The 23,354-nt window shown below is 35.8% G+C and carries 28 protein-coding genes and 1 pseudogene; 12 read left to right on the forward strand and 17 right to left on the reverse strand.

Going from position 1 to position 23,354, the window contains the following annotated elements:
• Positions 1 to 55 precede the first annotated feature (55 nt).
• The 11 genes from QRX23_RS04640 to QRX23_RS04690 form a co-directional block, all read right to left on the reverse strand.
• Complete coding sequence (locus QRX23_RS04640) at positions 56 to 583, reverse strand: GNAT family N-acetyltransferase (protein ID WP_330156081.1); 528 nt, start codon at positions 581 to 583, stop codon at positions 56 to 58.
• The gene (locus tag QRX23_RS04645) at positions 580 to 1,401 is read right to left on the reverse strand and encodes an alpha/beta hydrolase (RefSeq protein WP_330156082.1); all 822 of its coding nucleotides are present in this window, start codon (positions 1,399 to 1,401) and stop codon (positions 580 to 582) included. Before QRX23_RS04645 ends, QRX23_RS04640 begins: the two co-directional genes overlap by 4 nt.
• A gap of 3 nt (positions 1,402 to 1,404) precedes the next feature.
• Entirely contained in the window at positions 1,405 to 1,626 is a 222-nt protein-coding gene (locus QRX23_RS04650; RefSeq protein WP_330156083.1) for a GNAT family N-acetyltransferase, read from the reverse strand.
• A 26-nt stretch (positions 1,627 to 1,652) separates the two neighbouring features.
• Positions 1,653 to 1,952: a GNAT family N-acetyltransferase gene (locus QRX23_RS04655; protein ID WP_330156084.1), complete on the reverse strand. Its 300-nt coding sequence runs from the start codon at positions 1,950 to 1,952 to the stop codon at positions 1,653 to 1,655.
• Positions 1,953 to 2,082: 130 nt separating this feature from the next.
• Complete coding sequence (locus QRX23_RS04660) at positions 2,083 to 2,523, reverse strand: VOC family protein (RefSeq protein WP_330156085.1); 441 nt, start codon at positions 2,521 to 2,523, stop codon at positions 2,083 to 2,085.
• A gap of 135 nt (positions 2,524 to 2,658) precedes the next feature.
• Positions 2,659 to 4,026: an aldehyde dehydrogenase family protein gene (locus QRX23_RS04665; protein ID WP_330156086.1), complete on the reverse strand. Its 1,368-nt coding sequence runs from the start codon at positions 4,024 to 4,026 to the stop codon at positions 2,659 to 2,661.
• Positions 4,027 to 4,206: 180 nt separating this feature from the next.
• The gene (locus tag QRX23_RS04670; protein WP_330156087.1) at positions 4,207 to 5,334 is read right to left on the reverse strand and encodes an MFS transporter; all 1,128 of its coding nucleotides are present in this window, start codon (positions 5,332 to 5,334) and stop codon (positions 4,207 to 4,209) included.
• Between the two features lie 75 nt (positions 5,335 to 5,409).
• Entirely contained in the window at positions 5,410 to 5,736 is a 327-nt protein-coding gene (locus QRX23_RS04675) for an AzlD domain-containing protein (RefSeq protein ID WP_330156088.1), read from the reverse strand.
• Positions 5,723 to 6,430 (reverse strand): AzlC family ABC transporter permease, encoded by a 708-nt coding sequence (locus tag QRX23_RS04680; protein ID WP_330156089.1) that lies wholly within the window; start codon positions 6,428 to 6,430, stop codon positions 5,723 to 5,725. Before QRX23_RS04680 ends, QRX23_RS04675 begins: the two co-directional genes overlap by 14 nt.
• Before the next feature lie 280 nt (positions 6,431 to 6,710).
• Complete coding sequence (locus QRX23_RS04685; RefSeq protein ID WP_330156090.1) at positions 6,711 to 7,664, reverse strand: AEC family transporter; 954 nt, start codon at positions 7,662 to 7,664, stop codon at positions 6,711 to 6,713.
• Positions 7,665 to 7,689: 25 nt separating this feature from the next.
• A complete protein-coding gene (locus tag QRX23_RS04690; RefSeq protein ID WP_330156091.1) occupies positions 7,690 to 9,315 on the reverse strand; it encodes a malolactic enzyme in 1,626 nt (541 codons plus the stop codon).
• Between the two features lie 132 nt (positions 9,316 to 9,447).
• On the opposite strand from QRX23_RS04690, the gene QRX23_RS04695 reads away from it, so the two are divergent.
• Both QRX23_RS04695 and QRX23_RS04700 read left to right on the forward strand, forming a co-directional pair.
• On the forward strand, positions 9,448 to 10,326 hold the full coding sequence (locus QRX23_RS04695) for a LysR family transcriptional regulator (protein ID WP_330156092.1): 879 nt from the start codon (positions 9,448 to 9,450) through the stop codon (positions 10,324 to 10,326).
• A 160-nt stretch (positions 10,327 to 10,486) separates the two neighbouring features.
• Positions 10,487 to 10,579 carry a putative holin-like toxin gene (locus QRX23_RS04700; RefSeq protein WP_259703757.1) on the forward strand — a complete coding sequence of 31 codons (93 nt, stop codon included), beginning with the start codon at positions 10,487 to 10,489 and terminating at the stop codon, positions 10,577 to 10,579.
• 251 nt (positions 10,580 to 10,830) lie between these two features.
• Here the strand turns inward: QRX23_RS04700 and QRX23_RS04705 are convergent, their stop codons facing one another.
• Complete coding sequence (locus QRX23_RS04705; protein WP_330156093.1) at positions 10,831 to 11,235, reverse strand: Fur family transcriptional regulator; 405 nt, start codon at positions 11,233 to 11,235, stop codon at positions 10,831 to 10,833.
• 128 nt (positions 11,236 to 11,363) lie between these two features.
• Between QRX23_RS04705 and QRX23_RS04710 the strand changes: the two genes are divergently transcribed.
• From QRX23_RS04710 to QRX23_RS04720, 3 genes are all read left to right on the forward strand, one after another.
• Complete coding sequence (locus QRX23_RS04710; RefSeq protein WP_330156094.1) at positions 11,364 to 12,041, forward strand: VIT1/CCC1 transporter family protein; 678 nt, start codon at positions 11,364 to 11,366, stop codon at positions 12,039 to 12,041.
• 11 nt (positions 12,042 to 12,052) lie between these two features.
• Positions 12,053 to 12,739 carry a VIT1/CCC1 transporter family protein gene (locus QRX23_RS04715; protein WP_330156095.1) on the forward strand — a complete coding sequence of 229 codons (687 nt, stop codon included), beginning with the start codon at positions 12,053 to 12,055 and terminating at the stop codon, positions 12,737 to 12,739.
• 381 nt (positions 12,740 to 13,120) lie between these two features.
• On the forward strand, positions 13,121 to 13,213 hold the full coding sequence (locus tag QRX23_RS04720) for a putative holin-like toxin (protein WP_219843350.1): 93 nt from the start codon (positions 13,121 to 13,123) through the stop codon (positions 13,211 to 13,213).
• A gap of 286 nt (positions 13,214 to 13,499) precedes the next feature.
• Here the strand turns inward: QRX23_RS04720 and QRX23_RS04725 are convergent, their stop codons facing one another.
• Both QRX23_RS04725 and QRX23_RS04730 read right to left on the reverse strand, forming a co-directional pair.
• On the reverse strand, positions 13,500 to 13,829 hold the full coding sequence (locus QRX23_RS04725; protein ID WP_330156096.1) for a putative quinol monooxygenase: 330 nt from the start codon (positions 13,827 to 13,829) through the stop codon (positions 13,500 to 13,502).
• Positions 13,830 to 13,853: 24 nt separating this feature from the next.
• Entirely contained in the window at positions 13,854 to 14,291 is a 438-nt protein-coding gene (locus QRX23_RS04730) for a MerR family transcriptional regulator (protein ID WP_330156097.1), read from the reverse strand.
• A 148-nt stretch (positions 14,292 to 14,439) separates the two neighbouring features.
• Between QRX23_RS04730 and QRX23_RS04735 the strand changes: the two genes are divergently transcribed.
• The 4 genes from QRX23_RS04735 to QRX23_RS04750 are packed head-to-tail and all read left to right on the forward strand — an operon-like array spanning position 14,440 to position 16,486.
• On the forward strand, positions 14,440 to 14,817 hold the full coding sequence (locus QRX23_RS04735; RefSeq protein ID WP_330156098.1) for a DUF2255 family protein: 378 nt from the start codon (positions 14,440 to 14,442) through the stop codon (positions 14,815 to 14,817).
• A 26-nt stretch (positions 14,818 to 14,843) separates the two neighbouring features.
• A complete protein-coding gene (locus QRX23_RS04740; RefSeq protein WP_330156099.1) occupies positions 14,844 to 15,185 on the forward strand; it encodes a carboxymuconolactone decarboxylase family protein in 342 nt (113 codons plus the stop codon).
• A gap of 1 nt (position 15,186) precedes the next feature.
• Positions 15,187 to 15,597 carry a cupin domain-containing protein gene (locus QRX23_RS04745; RefSeq protein ID WP_330156100.1) on the forward strand — a complete coding sequence of 137 codons (411 nt, stop codon included), beginning with the start codon at positions 15,187 to 15,189 and terminating at the stop codon, positions 15,595 to 15,597.
• A 22-nt stretch (positions 15,598 to 15,619) separates the two neighbouring features.
• Positions 15,620 to 16,486, forward strand: coding sequence for an aldo/keto reductase (locus tag QRX23_RS04750; protein WP_330156101.1), 867 nt, complete (start codon positions 15,620 to 15,622; stop codon positions 16,484 to 16,486).
• A 98-nt stretch (positions 16,487 to 16,584) separates the two neighbouring features.
• Here QRX23_RS04750 and QRX23_RS04755 read toward each other — a convergent pair whose 3' ends face one another.
• Positions 16,585 to 16,761 carry a hypothetical protein gene (locus tag QRX23_RS04755; RefSeq protein WP_330156102.1) on the reverse strand — a complete coding sequence of 59 codons (177 nt, stop codon included), beginning with the start codon at positions 16,759 to 16,761 and terminating at the stop codon, positions 16,585 to 16,587.
• 174 nt (positions 16,762 to 16,935) lie between these two features.
• Here QRX23_RS04755 and QRX23_RS04760 point away from each other — a divergent pair.
• Positions 16,936 to 17,591, forward strand: a pseudogene (locus QRX23_RS04760) (IS30 family transposase); the annotation flags it as partial.
• Between the two features lie 568 nt (positions 17,592 to 18,159).
• On the opposite strand, the gene QRX23_RS04765 reads toward QRX23_RS04760, so the two are convergent.
• Positions 18,160 to 19,173, reverse strand: a complete 1,014-nt coding sequence (locus tag QRX23_RS04765) for a LacI family DNA-binding transcriptional regulator (protein ID WP_330156103.1) — start codon at positions 19,171 to 19,173, stop codon at positions 18,160 to 18,162.
• Between the two features lie 221 nt (positions 19,174 to 19,394).
• Here QRX23_RS04765 and QRX23_RS04770 point away from each other — a divergent pair, with 221 nt between their 5' ends.
• Together QRX23_RS04770 and QRX23_RS04775 are read left to right on the forward strand one after the other, a co-directional pair.
• Positions 19,395 to 20,762 carry an SLC45 family MFS transporter gene (locus QRX23_RS04770; protein WP_040760386.1) on the forward strand — a complete coding sequence of 456 codons (1,368 nt, stop codon included), beginning with the start codon at positions 19,395 to 19,397 and terminating at the stop codon, positions 20,760 to 20,762.
• Positions 20,763 to 20,813: 51 nt separating this feature from the next.
• Positions 20,814 to 22,499 (forward strand): glycoside hydrolase family 13 protein, encoded by a 1,686-nt coding sequence (locus QRX23_RS04775; RefSeq protein WP_330156104.1) that lies wholly within the window; start codon positions 20,814 to 20,816, stop codon positions 22,497 to 22,499.
• Between the two features lie 51 nt (positions 22,500 to 22,550).
• Here the strand turns inward: QRX23_RS04775 and QRX23_RS04780 are convergent, their stop codons facing one another.
• Complete coding sequence (locus tag QRX23_RS04780; RefSeq protein ID WP_330156105.1) at positions 22,551 to 23,345, reverse strand: TraX family protein; 795 nt, start codon at positions 23,343 to 23,345, stop codon at positions 22,551 to 22,553.
• Between the last annotated feature and the right edge of the window lie 9 nt (positions 23,346 to 23,354).

The raw sequence follows: 23,354 nt of genomic DNA on the forward strand, positions 1-23,354 counted from the left end.
AATTAATTGAAAAATATCTCTGTTTACTTCGGAGCGTTAGCATAATCTCCAGATGTTATTGCATCCATTCAGAGCGTAAAACACCGTATTTAACCGAATCCCAGTATTTGTTTTGCCAAAATCTAACTTGTCTAATCTCAGCTTCTTTTTTAAGGGATAAACTTTCAGCCAAAGCAATCATACGATAATTACCAGACCATGTTGTTAAACCAATATGAGGTAGGGGTGTCATTTCAAATAATTCGTTAATCCACTGTTTTAAAGCAGTCTTACCAATACCATGATGCCAGCTATCTTGTTTATAAATGACAATACCAACATCTAACCATTGCTTTAATGGTTCATCCTCATAGTGAGCTGAAACCATCCCAACCATGATATTATCAACCCAGATGATTTTACGCATAGGATTTTGTACGTAACTATTTTCCAAATCTAAATCAATAAATTTTTGTTTCTCAGGTAGTTTGTCATGAAAATAGGGACCATTCCATTTTGTCCACTCAGCGTCGGGTTTACTAAAGGCTAGATTCCAAAAATCTAGCAATTCGTTACGTTCTAGTTCTTTTAATTGTAAGTTCATGTGTTGTTATTTTCCTTTAAAATTTTAAGAATGGCTTCACTAATTTTTTCGGGAAATTCAAAATGAATATAATGATTTTTCCCTAAGGGTACGATAGTTGTTTTTTCAGTGTAATACTCTGAATGACTATATTCATTAATTCGATAGGGACGGACAAAAAGAGTAGTTGAAACGGTTTGGTCTAAGCTTAAGTTTGAAAAATCTGGACGTTTTAAAATATCGATTCCAAGATTTAATCCGTGTGGTTTTGTGATTTTTGCATCTTTTTCTTCAGAAATCAGAGCAGTGTTCCAAATTTTATCAGCTAAAGTTTTTTGAAATGAGGTGTAAATTCTTTCATGCATTAGGTTAGTAATTTCATCTTCCGTAATTTCTGAATCTTCTTTTGCGTCTCTATTGTAGTTTGCTTCATCGGGTGGGTCTAAGAGAACTTCTTTCGTTATAGGCTCGATACCAATGAAACCAATTAACTGATTTAATTTTTGTGCAATGGACAAGGCATAAAAACCGCCTAAGCTATGGGCTATTATCACAATTTTTGAAGCATGTTGATTTTTGATGATCCTCGTAATTAAATCAGCCTCGTCTGTTAATAGGAATGGCCTTGTGGAGGAAGAACTTAGTCCAGAATCTAAATAGTCAATCGCTAAAACACCGATTTCTTTTGGAATTTTTTGTATGATGGGCTGAAAAATTTGTGCAGTATCATAAGGCCCATAGCCATTAAGAAAGATTAACAGTGTATCTCCGGGCCTAACAGATATTTTAAAAGTTCCTAGTGAAGTATTTATGTATCTATCTTTTAAAAGGTTAAGCATTATTTATTGATTCCTCCACTCATGTTCAAGTAATGACCAAAGATTTTCATCATGAAAACGGCCAAAGAGTAAGGCATGATCTTGTAACTTGGCCTCTAGATAGAAACCGGCATTTTTAGGTATCTGATTACTTGCATGATTGTCCGATGCAACATAAATTTCGATTTTATGAACTTCAAACTTATTGAACGCTAAATCGCATACACCTTTTAATGACCGATGCATGATTCCCTTGCCTGTAAATTCAGTGCCTAGCCAATAACCAATTTCAATTTTTTTATATTCTTATCCCAATTTTTAAGAGATATTGATCCAACAATTTCATTTTTATACCAAATGACTAGATTTAGAGAACCTATCGTATCTAAGCTTTGTGCATTTCTCTTTAGCGTTTCTCGTTCATCTGCAATACTTTTGACTTTTAATACCCAAGGTAACCAAGGTATCATTTCATTACGACTATCATTGATTAATTTAAACAGGGCGGTTGAATCGATTTCAGGTCTTGGTAAGGATAAATAAATTTCATTATCAATTTTATATGTAAGCATAAAAATAATACTCCGCTTTGATAGGGAAGATTAGGGTTCATAAAATTTTGTACATGAATTGGAATGTTTTGTTTAAAGTAATTTATATCATAAGTATTCACATATGAAGTGATTACTAATTATTATAATCTTATTTTAATTTTTGTATACGTTTATTTAATATTTGTCGGCGTGTACTAAAATCAACTTCGTGAATATTTTGCTCGATTACCCAAGAATAGTTGAAGGGGTCTTTCACAAGGCTATTCCATATACCTAATTCTTCATCTTTCATTAAGGGCACGATTACTTCAAACCCTGCACTAATAGCTCGTTCGAATAGTGCGTGTGTATCATTAACGACAATGTTGAACCACATGGATTGGACAGCATTCGGGTCTGGCACTTGCCATCCCATTTGAGGATTAGCATCAAATAAGTGAAACTGCATATCTCCAATTTCAAAGATTACTTCGTTAAATGATAGGTTGGGTAGATTCTTGCTAGATTCAATTAACCTAGTTTCAAAAACAGTTGCATATGTTTGATACGCTTTTATTGCGTCTTTAACTACACAATCAATAATAAGCATGTTGATTACTTCCTTTATCGTTTAATATGTGCATTGGTCTCAGGTATTATTATTTATAGCGAGATTTAACGGTATAGAAAAGGATACGCTAAATTTGTTCTAGCGTATCCTATAAAGTAATTTTTTAGTTTTTAATTAATACATTACAGGTTTTATGTTAGCAAATTCATAGATACCCCAGTCACTTAGTTCACGACCATAACCAGAATCCTTGACACCCCCAAATGGTACTTGAGCTTGAGAACTCAAAATAGAGTTAATCGTAACTTGACCAGTTTCAATTCGTGAAGCAAGTTTCTTACCGCGTTCAATATTTTTGGTGTAGATAGCACCACCTAGACCATGTCGAGAATTATTTGCAATTTTGATGATTTCGTCGTCTGATTGTGCTTGATAAATCTGTGCAACTGGACCGAATAATTCTTCTTCAAACATAGGATTTTTTTCATCCATACCAGTTAAAATCAAAGGTGAGAAGCCTGCGCCGTCACCGCTAATCGGCGTCGGATTACCATACAAAACTTTAGCACCACCAGCAATCACTTTTGCCACTTGAGTCTGTAACTGTTGTTGCGCTTTCTTAGATGAAAGGGGAGCTAAGGTTGTATTTTCATCCAATGGATCACCTAATTTGTATTTAGCGAATTCTTCTTTTAATGCGACTAAAAACTCTGGATAAATACTTGAAGAAACAATATAACGTTTGGCAGCTGTACATACTTGACCAGCATTGGTCAAACGTGCTTTGGCCGCATCTTTCGCAGCATCAATGATATCAACATCATCCAGGACAACAAAAACGTCAGTTCCACCAAGTTCCATAGTTGATTTGGTTAAATTTTTACCCGCACTCGCGGCAATTCTACGACCAGCATTTTCAGATCCTGTTAAGGCAACACCCTGCACACGAGGATCCTCAATAATGCGATTAATCTGATCATAATCAGCAAAGATATTGGTAAAGGCACCTGATGGTAAGCCAATATTATCACACGCTTTTTGAAATGCTAGCGCTGCCTCGGGTACAATGCTAGCGTGCTTAAGAATAATTGGGTTTCCTAAAATGAAATTAGGGGCAAATACACGCATGACTTGTGTATATGGAAAATTCCATGGTTCAATTGCTAAGACAATACCTGTGCCAGAAAATTCAACTTGAGCTTGTCCGTTAGGTAGGTCATTGTATGGCTTAGGCTGCATGAACTTCACACCATTTTCAGCGTAGTAACGTGCAAAAGAGCTTGTCTTTTTAACTTCTTGACGAGCCTCTGTCAGTAATTTTCCCATGTTCGTTGATAGTACACGAGCATATTTTTCTATATTTTCTTCGAACTCATCAGCTAACTTGTACAGAAAATCTGTTCTTTCTTTGACATCTTGATTCTGTGATTGTTTATAAAAACCTTGAGCTGTGTCTAAGATAATATCTAATTGTTGGTCAGTTACATTATCAAAGTCACGAATTTTCTGTCCGTTATATGGATTCACTGCTGCATAACTCATGTATAGTTACCTCCTTAAAGGAAACGAGATTTCGTTACAACCCCTATGATAGAATTTTTTCTACCCATAATGCTAATTTTTTGCCTATTAGTGTGATTCATGGACATCAGATTCTAACGAAAAGTGGAGCAGCTAAGTATCATGATGCAATGCGAAATTATTGTGGGCATATGTTCATAATCACAATTTATAGTATTTTGGTTTAACATCCCGTAATAACAATAAAAAGAAGACAACAATCAAATGAATGATAAAAATAGTTAAAAAGGTTGCATCAAAACTAAAACTAGTTATCATAAAACCACCTAGTAATGGCCCTAATGCACGACCAATTGATCCAGAGAGACTGCCAATTGCTTGAATGGTACCACGATTAGTATCATTAGCGTAGTGGTTTAACAAACTTGGAATGGCAGTTAGTGCAAGAATTTCACCAATAGAGACAAACGTAATGCCAAGGACAAAATGCCAATAATCGTTAGTATTAATAATAAATAAATATGATAAAGCAAAAGTTAAAACACCTAAAATTACACGTAATTTATCTGCATTAAACGTTTTTGGAAATAGGCGAACAATAAAAGGCTGTAAAGCAACAATCTCTATTGTACTGATTGTAAATAATATGCTGTACTTTTTGACAGAAATACCATTATTAGTCATTAGGACAGAAACATTACTGTTCCATTGTTCATAACATGCCCAAATAATAATCATCGTTAAACTAAGTAATGAAATGTAGCCAAGTGTACGCTTATTAAGTGAATTGTGAAAGCTGTTTTCCGTATCTGAACTACGCAGAGCATCAGTTGAAACAAACTGTGATTTGATAATAAATAAGGCCAGTAAAAAAAGAACTGCTGAGCTACCAAACACTAGCTGAATATTGATACTAAAAAGAATTCCTGATAGGAATGTAGCCAACCCCATACCAATGTTCGCAGCCCAGTAGCCGTTGTTGAAAATATTAGCATCACTTTTTTGAAAAAAAGCCAAATAACTATTAATCGAGGCATTTAAAATTCCTAAGCCAGCCCCATACATCGTTAACAAAATTGGATATAATGGCCAATAGGGGTAGAGTGCCAGTAGAAATAGTGAAATGATGATAGTAACCGTACTAATATACATCAGTGGTTTAGTTCGCCATTTATCAAATAATCGACCGCCTACCAAATTTCCTAGAGCCATAGCACCAGAAAAAAGTAAAAGTGTGTAACCAGCAACAACCAAGCTCATATGCAACACATTGTGAATATAAAGTGTAGTGACTGGCATAATTAAGCCAATTCCCATATTTACTAACATGTTTGTGACTAAAATATATTTATTTTTCAAGAGAACAACACAACCTTTCGCATTACAAAACATGATTTGCCACTATTAACTTAGGATGTTGATTAAACTTAAAGATACGACGCCAATCAGGACAATCAGTAGCAAACTTTTTGTAAGGATTGCAGTAATAACGGTGGGAATTGACGCCAGCAAGTTGGACCAATCGATGCTTGGTAAATGGCCAATATGTTGAATAAATAAACTTTCAAACCATAAACTAGACATTATAACAATAGGAACAAAACTTAAAAATTCAATGACTTTTTTTGATAGGGTCATATTTTTTAGAATGACCAAGGGTAGAATTCTTGAGAGCCAAGTAGCCAGTCCACAGCCAATGATTGTGTAGAGTATATAATTAGTTAAAGGCATTTTTAATCACCATCCCAAAATAACAGGCAATAATTGTTGCAAATAAGATAACCAAATTTGCAGGAATAAAAATTAGGCCAAGATAGACAACTACAAGGGTAAATAGAATGACTATTAATTGGATATTTATTTTTATTGATTGATCAGAAATTATTTGTAAATATAACAAACCAATAAACATCGCAGTAATGGCAAAATTAAATCCTAATTTTTCGGGATTCGTAATTAAGCTGCTTATTGTAGCTCCTAGAAATGTACCAAATAGCCAAGCAAAATAAGAAACAATATTTACTGTATTAAACCAGCGAAAATTCAAGTGACTGTTAGTATAGTTCAATTTATTCATGCCTAGTGCAAAGCTCTCATCTGTAAGAAAGGTGCCAATTAATATATTTTTTATCAATGACTCTTTCTTGAAATAAGGTACAAGAGTGGCACTCATTAGAATCAAACGTGAATTAACCAAAAATACAGATAAAACTATCGATAAAATGGGACTATGTGTCAGTAACATGGGAACTAAGACAAATTGAGCAGCTCCGGCGTAAACAATTATTGAAATAAGTAAAATAGTCAAGAGATTCAAACCAGATGATTGGCCGATGATACCAAAAGTAGCACTGATGCCAATATAGCCAAAGATAGTTGGTAATGCTTCTTTAAAAGCTGCTTTTGGTGTTAACAAATTAATCACAGTACACCTCCTTATACAAAAATTGTTCCTTTATTTATTGACCGTATTGTATATTATAAAAAATGTAATGTAAATATCAATTGGCTAAATGACACAGAAACCTTTAATTGACGCCGTTAAAGTGCATGAGTCTTTAGGTATAATAATATTAAAAGTAACATTAAAAAACATCGAAACCGAATGCGTTCCGATGTTTTTTTAGGTTATTTACATGCACTGGTATTTGATGAAAGTATCAGTCATTTTCGTTTGTATATACGCTACTTGTCTAATTTTTTAATTACAACATCGTAATTATTTGCATCAAAATTGGTACGACAATCACGAATAGGACAGTCGAAGTTGTGACAACATTTGTCGCATATTCGACGTCACCCTTAGCATCACCAACCAAAATTGGCAAAACAGCTAATCCAGGAGCAGCAGCTTGGATAACCAACGTACCTTGTTCAACTGATGGAATATTCATTGTATTCTTAAACAGCATCATGATAATAATCATAACGGCAGGGGCAAAGACGAACCGACCAAGTAAAGCGACAATCGTATCACGATCGAAGTGAATTGACTTCAAACCAGCATCTGCCAAGACAATACCAATGTAAATTAATGACAATGGTGTTACCACGCCACCAACCATTGAGAAAGTTTTATCAACCAGCGTAGGTAAAGGCAAATCGAGTAACAACCATACTAAAGCAACAATAAATCCTAACAATGGAGCAGGTAACAATTTCTTCCAGTTAAACTTCTTGGTATCATCAGACTTTGGACCATCATTAGAAACGAAAAAGATACCAATTGCCCACGTTGAAACAGTGTTAGCAAGGTAGTAAACCAAGAAGAACGACAATGAATGTTGTCCAAACAATGCCAAGTTTAACGGCAAACCGATAAAAATTGTATTTGCGTTCACGAACATATTGATAAATGTCCCACGACGACCTTCTCTAATCTTCAAAATTTTCGTCAAGAGCCAAGCTATTAGGTAACCAACAGCAAATGAAATAATGACGAAAACTAATGACCCAGAAAGGGCAATCAATTTTGAACGGGTTAAGTTGTCCAAAACACCAACGAATATGTTTAAGGGCAGGGCGACCTTCATAATTAAGAATTCAATATCATGTTTGAATGAGTCTTGGAACTTGCCAACGTTTCGTAGTAAGTAACCCAAAGCAATCACGAAGATAATCTCAACAACGGATGAGATTGATGTTAGTAATGCAGACATTTTAAAAAATAACTCCTATATTTGATTAGTATTTAGGTGTCCATTGGGCAGACTTAACAGCAGCTTCAACGTTGTCGATTTCAACTTGATTCAATCCTTCAGCAATTGCTTGCTTAGCTACAGCAACGGCAACACGAAATGACATTTCTGACAAACGTGACACAGGTGGCAAAACAGGAGCACCAGGTTGAGAAGTATCAACCATACCACCTAAAGCGTGGGCAGCAGCTGAAATCATACCGTCTGACAATATCTTAGCTTTGGCAACAATTGTACCCAATCCCAAACCTGGGTAAACCAGCATGTTATTAGCTTGACCGATTTCGTAGGTTACACCATCTGAAGCCACAACTGGATCGACAGGTACGCCAGCAGCAACCAATGCTTTACCGTCTGACCACTTAATCAAATCATCTGGCATTGCTTCGTGTAACTTCGTCGGGTTTGACAATGGGAAAATCTTTGGGTGATCTGTGTTAGCAATCATTGCCGCAACAACTTCCTTAGTGAATGAACCAGGATTAGTTGACGTACCAACCAAAACAGTTGGTTTAACAGTCTTAACAATTGTCAACAAGTCCGTTAATTCATCAGCATTTTCAAATTCTGAACGTGAACGAGCAAAAGGTTTTTGTTCAGGTGTCAACGTTTCATCATCGTCAAATAATAGCCCTTGACGATCAACCATATAGAAGTGCTTACGAGCTTCTTTTTCCGATAAACCTTGTTGCATAAATTCGGCCAAGACACGACTAGCGATACCTGTACCAGCTGAACCACCACCGTACGTCAAGTATGTTTGTGACTTAATGTCCTCACCAGTAATAGCCAAGGCACCCAAAACAGCTGATGTGACAACGATGCCAGTTCCTTGAATGTCATCATTAAACGTTGGCCAGTTATTTTTGTATGTGTTCAAAATTTTCGTTGCCGTTGATCGTCCAAAGTCTTCAAAGTGTAAGTACATGTCTGGGAACAGTGATTGTGCAGTCTTAACAAATTTATCAATGAATTCAAAGTATTGTTCACCGCGAACACGTTCGTGGCGGTTACCCAAATATAGTGGATCTGCCAACAACTCTTTACGATTCGTACCAGCGTCAACCGAAACTGGTAAGACTGAGGTAGGGTCGATACCGGCAGCAGCGGTGTAAACCATCAACTTTCCAACGGCAATATCAACACCTTGAACACCCCAGTCACCAATTCCCAAGATACCTTCAGCATCAGTGGCAACCAATAATTTAATGTCACGTCCATCAGCAGCATTTTTTAGCGTAGCTTCAATGTTCTCGGGGTGATTAATATCCAAGAAGGCAGCGTTTTGTGGATTTACAAATAATGCGGAATAGTTTTCGATTGTGTCTGCAATGGTTGGATCATATACAATTGGCATGAATTCAGCAATGTGTTGATCTACCAAGTAATAAAACAAAGTACGGTTTGTGTCGAACAATGTTGAAAGGAAAATACGCTTTTCAACGTTGTTAGCCTTTGTTAAATATTGGGCATAAGCCTGATCAGCTTGCTCTTTAATCGTTTGAACATGGGCTGGTAATAAACCAGTTAAGCCAAATTCTGCACGCTCTTCTTCAGTAAAACCAGTACCTTTATTCAAGAAAGGGTTGTTTAAAATTTCTTGTCCACGCATTATGTAATTATCTCCTTAAAAGTAAATAACAATTTCTTAACGGTGCCTAGTCTACTATCTATAAATTTTTATAGTCAAATTGCGTAGATATGATAAAATTTATTTATAAACAAACGGATGGAAGGTACTGAAATGAACTTCAAAGATCTGTCATATTTTTCTGCCTTAGCGCAGTTGAAACAGTTTACTGCTGTTTCTGAGCAATTTGGTGTCACTCAGCCGACAATTACATATGCTATCAAACGACTAGAGGAGGAGTTTGACAGCGAACTACTCGAACGTCATGCTTCAAAAAAATCGGTAGAACTAACTCGAACTGGTGAACTTGTGTTGACTCTAGCTAAACAAATTCAGAGTGAAATTTCCTTCACGAAGGAAGAGGTACGGTTACATTCACTAAAGAAACTGCGATTTGGGTTACCACCAATCATTGGAAACTATTATTTTTTACCGGTCACGCGTAAACTTGCTAAAACACATTTACTTCCAAATTTTGAGGCAATAGAACTTGGAAGTGATGACTTAATGGCACAAATTAAGGATGGTAAATTAGATTTTGGCTTAATTGCATCGATTGATGATGTCCATATTCCTGGTGTTAATGCACAAAAAGTGGCATCATTTCCATTTGTATTAGCGACCACGAAATATGACATGCCTGATGAATGCTATTTTGAAGATGTTGCAAGTGAAGATTTCGTTTTATTTAATGAAGGATTTATTCATAGTCGTGTCTTTAAGGAACTAACATATAACACGGAAGTTTTTCCCCATATTTTGTATCAAACCTCAAATGTTGAGGCGCTCAAAAGCGTAGTAAGGGAAGGTTTGGGCATGACATTGATTACAACTTTGGCGTTGCGTGAAACTGATCATGATATGCATTACATCAATCTATTGAACAATAATTTACCAACATTTAACATCTATCTTTTAACACGTGAAAACGTGCCACTAAACGATTCTCAGCAAGCAATTTTGCAAATTATTAATGATTACATCAATAAGTAAAAAGTCGTTAAATCCATTGATACAACAGAGATTTAACGACTTCTATGATAAAATAAATTTATGGGTTAAAAGGCGGTGGCTAATCTTTCCGAAAGGGGTTGGTGCCTATGAACAAGTGTTCGTAGACTTCAAAATCTAATGAAAGGAGGATTAGCTGAACATGTCTGTTCACGATGCAATATCTTTAATGATATTGTTCGGGAGCTTCTTATTGGCGTTGTTGACATATATCGACAATCACCATAAGAAGTAAGACAAATAAAAACCGCCCTCAACTTTGACGAGTAAGGCGGTTTAAATTTATATTTACTCAGCCACCGTTGAAGTAGCCCAGGCCTCGTGTTGGTAGCACGGGGCTTTTTGTTTACAAGTAAATTATAACATGATTTATTTTGTTGACAAAATTAAAACCATAACATTTGAATATTTTGACACAAAAAATCAATAACCTGAATAGATTTTTACCCTGTTCAAGTCATTAGGTACATCGAAACAGTTGTGTTTTTATTTTGCATCTTTAGGGTCGATACCATACAGCTCAATATGATAACCAGAAATATTGAGACCACTGGCTTTTCGAGCTGCGTCAAGTAATGGTTGTACGTCAAAATTATTAGCATCGATGATTTCGTGAGTTTTTTTATTGATGATGTGGTAGTGTGGTTCACCATAGTAATCAAAATGACGTTTATCATCATTACTATCAATAACAATGACTAATCCAGTATCAGCTAATTTTTCAAGTGTGTTGTAAATGGTAGCTAGGCTAATTGATTGTAAGTCAGCATGGATCATTTCAGCTGTCGGATGAGTTTTATGAGACATCAGATAATCTAAAATAACCATACGCTGAGTTGTTGCCCTAAGTCCATATCGTTGCAACATGTTACGTAATTTTTGATCAAACATCATTATCTCCATTCAATATGACATCATTATATCATGCCTAAAATGTTCTACAAAACAACTTGAATTGTGAGACAAAGAGCGTTATGATTTGAATAGATTAGAATGATTCTAAAATAGGAGTGATGATAATGTCAGAAAAACAAAGTTTGATGCAACGCGACAATATTATTCGTGCAGCAGTAATGGGAGCAAATGATGGCATCTTGTCTGTTTCGGGAATCATATTGGGTGTTGCAGGCGCCACAAGTCATACCGGAACTATTTTGTTAGCTGGATTTGCAGGCACGTTAGCGGGTACTGTTTCAATGGCGATGGGGGAGTACGTTTCAGTCAGTTCACAACATGATGCAGAAGAAAAAGTTCGTCGGGAACAAACAAAAGCATTAGCGGATGATTATAATAAGGAGTTTGATTTTGTCCAAAAAAAATATGAAGCGCATGGTATTTCATTAGAGTTGGCCCAACAAGCAACTCGAGAAATGATGAATATGGACCCCTTGGTGACAACTGTGCGTGAACGTCATGGTTTTTCGTTAGATCATGAGTTAAGTGCAAAAGATGCAGCTCTAGCATCTTTGATTAGTTTTCCGATTGGTTCAGTGCTACCGATGTTGGCAATTTCACTGTCATCACTTCGTGTGCGAGAATTAGTAACTTTTTTTGCCGTTATTGTGGCTTTGGCTATAACAGGGTATACAGCTGCCTACTTAAACGGTGCTGATAAAAGGCACTCCGCAATTCGCAATGTGTTGGCTGGTGTATTTACCATGCTCGTAACTTATGCTATTGGTAGCTCCTTTAGATGAAGGTGAGTACTATGGAAAAGAAAAATAGAATTAAAATGACTATGGATGAGCGATTGAATACTATACGTGCAGGTGTTCTGGGAGCAAATGATGGTGTTTTAACTGTTGTTGGTGTTCTTTTTTCTGTGGCCGCTGCAACAAATAATCATTTTGCCATTTTTATTGCTGGTTTATCTGACCTACTGGCGTGTGCACTATCAATGGCTTCTGGTGAATATGCATCTGTCAGTTCACAAACTGATAGCGAAAAAGTCGTTGTTGCGAAAGAACAACAATTGTTAAATGATGACTTCGCTGGACAAAAGCGGATAGTTACCAATTTTTATGTCGATCGTGGTGTTTCACAACATACAGCCGAAAAAATTGCGGATGAACTACTCACTAAAAAACCACTAGAAACAGTTTTGAGTGTTAAATATGATTTTACGTTGGGACATTATATGAATCCTTGGTCAGCAGCTTGGTCGTCATTGTTTAGTGCTGCAATTGGTGGTATTTTTCCGTTAGCAGCTTTAGTATTCGTAACAGGACACTATCAATTTGTCGCTACAATTGGTGCAACAGTTGTCGCTGTTGCATTAACTGGATTTTTGAGTGCTAAAATATCTAATGGTCTTATCAAACGAGCAATTATTCGAAATATTATTATTGGTCTTGTAACAGTCGCCATCCACTTTGGTATTGGAAAACTATTTTGAGATAAACTTGCCCATGAAATTTAATATTTGAATTATGGGGCATGATTAAAAAATGGCTGAACTGAATAAAAAAATTGGAGTAATCCTCACAACCGTTAGTGAGTAAATGGTTATCCATTTAAAATGTGTTCAGTAAGTAAAATAAGATAGTTCATAAATACATCATATGTTAAAAAGACGTGAATATTTGCGCATCTAAAATAGTGAACTGGTCTGATTAAAAAGTCGTTAAATCCATTGGTACAACAGGGATTTAACGACTTTTATGATATAATAAATTCATGGGTTAAAAGGCGGTGGCTAATCTTTCCGAAAGGGGTTGGTGCCTATGAACAAGTGTTCGTAGACTTCAAAATCTGATGAAAGGAGGGTTAGCTGAACATGTCTGTTCACGATGCAATATCTTTAATGATATTGTTCGGGAGCTTTTTGTTGGCATTGTTGACGTATATCGACAATCACAACAAGAAGTAAGACAAACAAAAAACCGCCCTTTGTTTTGACGAGTAAGGCGGTTTTAAATTCAAATTTAACAGCCACCGTTGAAGTAGCCCAGGCCTCGTGTTGGTAGCACGAGGCCTTTTGTTTACAAATATAGTATAGCATGACCTGTTTAATTAACCAAATAACTAAGATTATGAACCTAGACCAATGCTGTTCATTCTAATTCTTGAAGGCCTTGTCCATAAAAAATAGCAGACTGGTTTTTCTTTCTAACAAAATTTTGTTTACACACTTTCTGATGAATTGCTTTTTTTAATTATTTACGTATAAATTTTGCATCATGTGAATCATCACTCGGATCGTCAAGATAACGTTCCACGTACATGTGTAAATCATATTTTTCACGTAACTGCGCTAAATCTTGCATCATTTGAGAAGCGTGATGCTTATCTAAAGCGGTTTGATTTTCCCAACTATCAATTAATAAAATAGTTTCTGGATTGTCAAGCGAAGTAAAATAGTTGTATTTCAAATTGCCTTTTTCGGAACGAATTTTATCGACAATACCTTGATTAAGCATTTCTTGGACAAATTTTTGAGCGGCTCCATTAGTACCAGTGTAGTATAAATTGACTGTTAAACTCATACTTTTCTCCCATTCTAAATTTCTCTATTCTTTATGACCTAATCTTTGCAAATACTCAGCGAAATTCTCTTTTTCGGAAATAATACCAGCATTTTTTTCTTCATACCAATTAATTTTGTCATTTAAAATTTGTAGGTGATGCTGAACCTCAGTTAGTTTCTGTAAAAAATCATTTTTAGTGGTTTTAAGTAACTCTAAACGTTGTGGGATAGTAACATCACCTTTTTCCCGCCAGATGATATATTGTTTAAGATCTTCAATACTCATACCTGTACCCTTTAAATGATTTAAGAATTTTATCCAGTCTATGTCTTCTGAAGTATAGTAACGACGACCGTTTTCATAACGGTTGGGTTTGATTAAACCTTCATTTTCGTAATAACGTAGCGTTGAGGGGGTTAACCCAATTTTAGTACTAAATTCACCAATATTATAAACGTTCTGTTTTATTTGTTTAGTCATTATGCATGTTGCTCCTGCTAGAGTTAACTTTAGTAGCATTATATTATATAGAAGAATGCTTTCAAAGTAAATTAAAATTCATTGTTGACTTAAAGTCGACTTTAAATGATAGGATTAAATCAATCAACAAATAGGGGGTTGAAACATAATGAAAAAATGGACAAAAGAACAAATTACAGAGTTTTCTCGTGCAGATGACATGCATGTCTCACCATTTTATGAAGACGGTAAGACCTATGGAACACCAACTTGGATTTGGTCAGTAGTCGTAGATGGTGATCTATATGTTCGAGCCTATAATGGACAACAATCGCGTTGGTATCAATCAGCGATGACGCAAGGAGCTGGTCAAATCAAATTTGCTGGTCAAACATTTGAAACAATTTATACAGATGCTTCAGGAGATGCAATTCTGGATCAGAAAATTAATGCAGCCTATAGTTCTAAATATCAAGGGAGTCCATATTTGTCGCCAATGTTAGCAAAGGGTCCTGTTAGTGCAACGGTGAAAATTTCACCTAAATAAGTTTAGTAACAAGAAAGCGTGATGATATGAAAAAACAAACCGCTGGGCAGGAACAGTTAGGTGAATTCGCTTCACAGTTTGCCCACTTAAATGATGATGTTTTATTCGGAGAAGTATGGTCTAAAGAAGATGATTTGTCAGCGCATGATCGTTCTTTAATAACAATTGCTGCTCTTATGGCAATGGGCAATACTGAACAACTAACTGCACATTTACAAATTGGCAAAAATAATGGCATCTCACAAAAAGAAATTGTTGCGGAAATTACGCATTTAGCGTTCTATGTTGGTTGGCCCAAAGCTTGGTCGACATTTAATCAAGCTAAAGAAATTTGGCAGGAAAATAATTCGTTACGAGGTGAAAAATAATATGGTAAATAAGAAGATTGAACAACCAGGAGTTTTCGCAACGGGTCCTAAAAATGATGCATACGCCCAATACTTTATTGGTCAAAGTTATAATAATCCATTAGTAATGCCTAGTAACGATGTTAGTGTACCAGTAGGAAATGTGACGTTCGAACCCGGCTGTCGAAATAATTGGCACATCCATCATCACGGTAGCCAAATTTTATTAGTGACTGGTGGCGAGGGCTGGTATCAGGAGGCTGGCAAACCAGCACAATTATTACAGCCTGGTGATGTGGTGATCGCTCATGATGGCGTCAAACATTGGCATGGTGCTACTCAAAATTCTTGGTTTAGTCATTTGGCGATTACTACCGGGGAATCAGAATGGTTAGAACCAGTGACAGATGAAGAATATACTGCATTGCATTAATTTATGACTGAAAGGGAGACGTATGACAATTCTTGATGAAACATATAGATTAAATAATGGTATTGAGATTCCTAAATTAGGTTTTGGAACTTGGTTAATTGAGAATGATCGTGTAGCAAAAAACATTCAACAAGCCGCAAAAATTGGTTACCGTCATTTCGATACGGCGCAAGCCTATGGTAATGAAGAAGGTGTGGGCCTTGGATTAAAAGCAACTGGAATTTCCCGTGAAAATCTGTTTGTAACAACAAAAATTCAAGCTGAATTTAAAGACTATCAGACTGCCAAAAAATCAATTGATGAGTCATTACAAAAGTTAAATTCAGATTATTTAGATTTATTATTGATTCATTCACCTGAGCCATGGGTTGAGTTTCATAATGAAGAAAATCACTATTTTGAAGAAAATATTGAAGTTTGGCGTGCCATGGAAGAAGCAGTTAATAACGGAAAAGTGCGATCTATCGGTGTTTCCAATTTTAAAAAAGCTGATTTAAACAACATTTTAGAACATAGTACGATTAAACCTGTAGTTAATCAACTGTTAACTCATATTGGTAATACTGACTTTGGATTACTCCAACAAGCCCAACAAAATAATGTCTTAGTTGAAGCTTATTCTCCTGTTGCTCATGGTGAGATTTTGCAGAATCCAGAAATTAAACAGATGGCTGATAAATATCAAGTTTCAATCCCACAGTTAGCTATTCGTTATTGTTTGGAATTAGGTACGCTACCTCTACCAAAGAGTCAAACATTATCGCATATTGCAAATAACGCAGACGTAGATTTTGAAATTTCTAAGCAGGATTTAGAAGAATTGAAGAAACTACCACAAATTAATAGCTATGGTGATTCTAGCAGTTTTCCAGTTTTTAGTGGCAAATAGCAAGTATAAGAAGAGGTCTAGTACAGGCTTCTTCTTTTTCTTTGCAAATAATAATCATTGAAAAATTATGATAGTAATGATTTTCTACTTACTTTAATTTAAATAATGATAATTGGTCGTGGATGACTTGGCGCATCCCAAGCATCTTGAATATGATCTAAATCAAAGGAAACGGTAGGAACTACCCATTTATTTTGGACTGCTAATGCAAATACTTGCTGTATTGATGATACTAATTCTTTCGCATTTAGTGAACCAAAACCAGATCCTAACAAAGGTGAATTTGGTGGATTTTAAAAGAGCTCCTGGTATATCGATAGTAGGTGATGCCAATGTACCTATTTGAACATAGCGAATTTCTGCTTGGCGATTACTAAATTGATAAAGTGCCCGCATGATTTGTTCAGCAGGTTTTCCCCATAAATAATTAATCAACAGCTGAGAGGTTATATAAAGCCCATCTACATAAGCAGTTTAGTTGTAAAAAACATCACTTCAAACCCGTAAAACAATCTGAGGAGACCATTCACTATATTGGCAAGCGACAGAGTATTAATGAACGCCCCGCAAAGGTCAATTACCGCAAAGAATTTGGACATTGGGAGATGGACGGGGTGGAAGGTTCGGCTAATGATTCGTTATTAGTCACGTTTGTTGAACGAAAAACACGTTTTCAAGTTGCTTTGAAAGCTAAATCTAAGCGAGCGCTTGATATTTTGAAAGTAGTCATACAATTTAAAGGTCAGTTTGGTATTTATGTGAAATCAATCACATGTGATAATGGTAAGGAATTTGTAAATGGTGTGGTCTCCAAGTATATTCTGCAATATTTAGGTGATTTATACATCGCCAATAGTTATGCACCTTATGAACGTGGGACTAATGAGGCACTAATCGTAATCTCCGTGCCAAATGGTATTTTCCTAAAGGTACGCGGTTTAGTGATATTAGTCAACAGCATGTAGATCAGGTCATTAAGGAAATTAATAGTAAGCCGTTAACACATGTCCATAAACGACAAAAATCGCCACAATATCTGTTTAAACGCGCGACTAGACGCTTACGCCAACGTGCCCAGCGTGACGATCAGTTATTGGTTAGCTAACTGAAAATGGTTAAACAACATACATAACAGCAGTACAGCAATTTGATTAATCGCAAAAAGTTAAGGAACACCTGGTTAAAATTGTATTTTGATGAGGTGCGTTTTGTTGTGCCTTGAAATGCTAATCTAAATTAAACAATAATACATAGATTGTGTTCAAACGTTATAAAGCATTAATTAAAGTTGAAAATGGTCAATAAAGACAAAAAAGACAAAAATTTTTTGCTAAAATGAATTTTGTTATAAAAATGTAAAAAAAAGCCGGTAAAACTGATGTGATAACGTTTACAGTACATACAAAAAACAGTAATAAAAACAATGTTGCATCAAATACTTGACAGTGCCCGTTTATATTTAACTTTTGATAATATATATTATGTAAACTAAAATAAGTGATTTTTAAGAAGCCTCAATATTAGCTACAATTCTTTCTTATCCCCTGATATCCAACTATTTATACTGACAAATAATCTCATAACATTTAATGCCTAACAAATTTTGATACTAAATACAAAAATGCTCCGTAAATTTTATTTATTACAGTAATTATTTACGGAGCATTTTTATTTTATTTGGTTGAATTCAGATTTAAAACACTGTCGCGTTGAATTAATTCGGTTGGAATGTAAATAATCTGAGGTTCAGTTTTTTCTGAGTCTGAGTCCAAAAAAAGTTGCATAGCAATGCGTCCAATTTCAGGAAAATCTTGTTTGACAGTTGTTAATTTAGGTCGGGCTATTTCAGTTTGTTGGAGACCGTCAATGGTCACAATAGAAAGATCTTCAGGAACTGTCTTTCCATGATCAATCATCGCGTTTATCAGTCCTTGGCCAACCATATCAGCAGTTGCAATTGCTGCGGTAAACGGCAATTGGTTTATGTCATAACCAGTCGTAACACTCGTATATCCAGTTTCATACGAGTGATCATTACCATATAGAAAAATGTTCTCATACGCTAAGTTGTGGTCTGTCATTGATTTAATAAAGTTTGTACGACGAGTACTTGATATGTTAGTTGTCAGTTTTGTATCCCCAACTAAGGCAATATTTTTGTGTCCCATATCTATCAAATAATCGACGATACTATTCATCATTTCAAATTCGTTTGAAGTGACTGCAGAAATTTGTTCACTAAGCAAAGCTGTTAAAGAAATTACTGAGATTTGTTCTTCTAGAAGTTTATCAATCATCCATGAAGGAATATCTAAAGACAACATAAAGACAGCCCCCACCTGTCTAGATAACAAGGTTTGAAATACTTGGTACTGATGATCTTCGTCTTCGTCTAGATATGTAATTAATAACTCATAACCTGATGAAATAGTCGTTTCATAAAGTCCCTTGATTATCTCATCCGCAAAGTTTGTATGTATTAATGGTACAACGACACCAACAACACGACTTTTTTTACTTGATAAATCAGCCGCATTTTGATTCTTGTAGTATCCCATTTCTTGAGCTAATTCTCTAACACGTTTTGCTGTTACTTCACTGTAGCGACCACGATTTGTCAGTATACGCGAAACTGAAGCAACCGATAGTCCGGCTGCATTAGCAACGTCTTTTAAAGTGACTTTCATGAGCAACTCCTAACTTGTATCTTAATGTGTTTAATTATACACGGACTTTCTTGTAACACCATACAAATTGCAACAAATTCACAAACTTTTAGTTTTTTAGAAACAACTTGACATAACAAATGGAACCGCTTACAATAATTGCGTAAACGTTTGTACAAGTTTTACAAAACTTTTGAGATTTTATTTTGATTTATGAGGGGTTTCATATGGATAATTCAATGATGACAGGTAGTGAACTAAAAGAATCAGAAACATCCACATCTGGGGTAGTTAAAAATAGATTACCAAACTTAACAAAAGTTCAGATGTTTATGATGACATTTGGTTATTTTGGTACACAAGTAGCTTTTTCAATGCAAACTGGAAGCATGGGTCGTATCTTTCAAACGATTGGTGCAGATCCAAATAATTTAGGATTTTTCTTCATTCTACCTCCTTTGGCTGGAATGATTATGCAGCCATTAGTTGGCTATTTCTCTGATAAAACGTGGTTACCAAAACTAGGACGACGGATGCCCTATTTGATTGGTGGATCAGTTGTTTCGTTTATCGTTATGTTGATGCTGCCTAACGCAGGTTCATTAGGGTTTGGGTTTGGATCTGCAGCTGCGCTATGGTTTGGGGCTGTGACAGTATTATTTATGGATTTGGCAGCGAACGTTTCACAACAACCATTTAAAATGATCATTCCTGATATGGCGAATGAAACACAGTCAAATTCATTATGGTCAATGCAGAATGTTTGGGGTAGTTTAGGAAGCTTAGTAGCGTTTGTCTTCCCCTTCCTCTTAACTGCTCTAGGAGTTGCAAATACTGCACCACGTGGCGAAGTGCCAATGTCCGTTAAAATTTCATTTTATGCATCAGCAATTATTTTGGCTCTTTCGGCATTCTTTACGATTAAAAACGTTAAAGAATATACACCGGAAGAAATGGCAAAGTATCACAATATTTCTGCAGCAGAGCAAAATGAAAAGTCTTCAATTGTCAATGTATTGAAAAGTGCCCCAAAGGTATTCTGGCTATTAGGTATTGTCGAATTCTTTGTTTGGTTTGCGATCCCTTATATGTGGACCTATTCAACAGGTGCCTTGGCCGAAAACATATGGCATGTGACTGATCCATCAACTGCTGGTTATCAAGCAGCTGGAAATTGGTTTGGAATTGTTCAAGCTGTGTACTCAATTGTTGCCATTATTGTTGGGCTTTTCTTTGCACGTTTAACTAAGAAGACTCGTCGACCTGCATATACAGTTAGCATGATTCTTGGTGGTATTGGCTTCCTAATGATAGCATTTGGTACAACTAAGTTGTCATCAATCATTGCCTTTGCCCTATTTGGAGTTGCTTGGATTGCATTAATTACGATTCCATTTACAATTTTGACAAACGCGCTAGATGGTAAACATGACGGTATAGTTTTGGGTCTATTTAACTGCTTTATCTGTATCCCACAGATTGTCGCATCATCTATTAGCTTTTTAATTTTACCAGCCTTAGGTGGTTCAATGGCACATATGTTTATCGTTGCTGCGATAGCTTTCTTTATTGCGGGATTTGCAATTTGGATGGTTCGAGATGAAATTTAATATCATTTACTAAATGAGAGATAATCAATAAAAAAATAATTGGAGAAAACAATGACAAAAGAAAATATCAAGTGGTGGCAAAAAGCGGTTGTTTATCAAATCTACCCTCGCTCATTCCAAGATTCAAATAACGATGGTATCGGGGACTTAAAAGGTGTTGAACAACATCTAGATTACGTTAAGAAATTAGGTGCAGATGTTATCTGGTTGAACCCAGTTTACAATTCACCAAACAAGGATAATGGTTACGATATTTCTGATTATCAAAGTATCAATCCAGAATTTGGAGATATGGCACAATTTGATCACCTGTTGGCAGAAGCCCATGAACGTGGTCTAAAGATTGTGATGGATTTAGTTATTAACCATTCTTCTGATCAACATAAGTGGTTTATCGAGAGTCGTTCTTCAAAGGATAATGATAAGCGTGATTTCTATATTTGGCGTGACCCAGTTGATGGTCATGAGCCTAATAACTGGGGATCTTTCTTCTCTGGTCCAGCTTGGAAATTTGATGAAAAGACAGGTCAGTACTACCTACACCTCTTTGCTGAAGGACAACCAGATCTTAACTGGGCAAATCCAAAGATGCGTGAGACTATTTGGAATATGATGAACTGGTGGGTTGATAAAGGAATTGATGGTTTCCGTATGGATGTTATTTCATTGATTTCTAAGCCAGATGGATTACCTGATGGCAAGGTGCCTGAAGGAGATATCTACGGTAATTCAAATCGTGCTGTTGCCAATGGTCCTCATGTTCATGAGTATCTACAAGAAATGCGTAATAAGGTATTAAATAATGCTGACATAATGACGGTTGGTGAAGCCTCAGGTGTTGATATTGAAAATGCTAAGGAATATGCATCAAACGATGGCAAAGAATTGAACATGGTATTTCAATTTGAACATGTTGAATTAGATGGTAATCCTGACCCTGCTTTAGGAAAGTGGTATGACCAACGTGTTTCTCTACCTAAATTGAAAGAAAACCTAAGTAAGTGGCAATATGAACTAGATGGTAAAGCGTGGAATTCACTATATTGGAATAACCATGATCAACCACGTGCAGTTAGTCGCTATGGTAGTGACAAACCCGAGTTCCGTGTTGTATCTGCTAAAATGGTTGGTACCCTCCTACACTTCATGCAAGGAACACCTTATATTTATCAAGGTGAAGAAATCGGTATGACGAATGCTTATAACTTAGGCTGGGATGATTTCAATGATATTGAAATCTTGAATGCGCGTGAGTATTTGGTTAATAAAGATCACTTAATCGATGATGATACATTGTTGCGCTATGTCCACTACAAGGGACGTGATAATGCACGTACCCCTATGCAATGGACTGCTGGTAAGAATGCTGGCTTTACAGATGGTACCCCTTGGTTAAAGATGAATGACAATTTTGGTGAAATTAATGTTGAGGAAGCATTAGCTGATAAAGATTCCGTATTTTATTACTATCAAAAGTTGATTCAATTACGCCATGAATTACCTATTATCACAACTGGTCATTACCAACTCTTGGATCCAGAGGATGAGGAAGTATACACATACAAGCGTATTGGTGATGATGAAGAGTTATTAGTTATTAATAACTTTACTGAATCAGAACAATCTCGTGACTATGGTGTTCCTGCTAATGCAGAGATCCTAATTAGTAATTATCCAGATGATCAAGGCACAACATTGCGTCCATTTGAAGCAAAAGTCTATCGTTACAAAAATTAATAGCACAAAAAAGCATATCATTAAAATGATGTGCTTTTTTTGTGTTTAATTTTAATATAGCCAAGCGGCAAGTGCATATAAGAAAATGAGATGCGCTGGATAGAAGATATAAAAGAAGTACTTCATACCCCGTCCCTTTGTTCCGTTATATAAAGCAATTGGAATGATGGCGAAAATCATCATCCATTGTGTAGAACCAAAGAAACCGTAGATAGCGGCGACAACAACGATACTTAATAATTGTGCCCATCGAACGTTTCGGAATATATACATGATTGGAATAAGCAAAACCATGGCACCATTTTCTGCAAGCATAATTGCTGGATTAATGGCTAATAAAGCTTGCATGATCAATTTTTGAGCTAACGAAATTGAACCATTTGATGCAAGTAAGGGCATCATGATTATTGATAACAAGAATGGCAACAAAAATAAGAGCACACCCAACGAGATATGTTTACCAGCATGACCACCCTTTACTTTCTCAAATTGATCGATGGCAGCCATAAAAATGGTTCCAATAAACAAATCACGAAATATGTTATTGATCAATTGAACTTGTTCAAAACCAATAATTTGTTGTGTTAAGTTCATTAATATTGCCATTACCACCATACTAATATACAAACGAAGCATATAAGTTTTCTTACTATGTGTATGGGCAAAGCCGACAACGGCTGTAAAGAAAAATAAAGTTGCTACTGGACGACCAAACCAATCTAGCCATGCTGGTGCGCCAAATGGTGCAAAGTTTTGGTGAAAATGGTCAATGACCATTAAAACTAATCCAATAACCTTAATATCAAAGGTTGTCAGTTGTAGAAAATGTCCTTGCTTTGTTTTCATAGAAATACC

The organism is Weissella paramesenteroides (genome assembly GCF_036327715.1).
Classification (GTDB): Bacteria; Bacillota; Bacilli; order Lactobacillales; family Lactobacillaceae; genus Weissella; species Weissella paramesenteroides.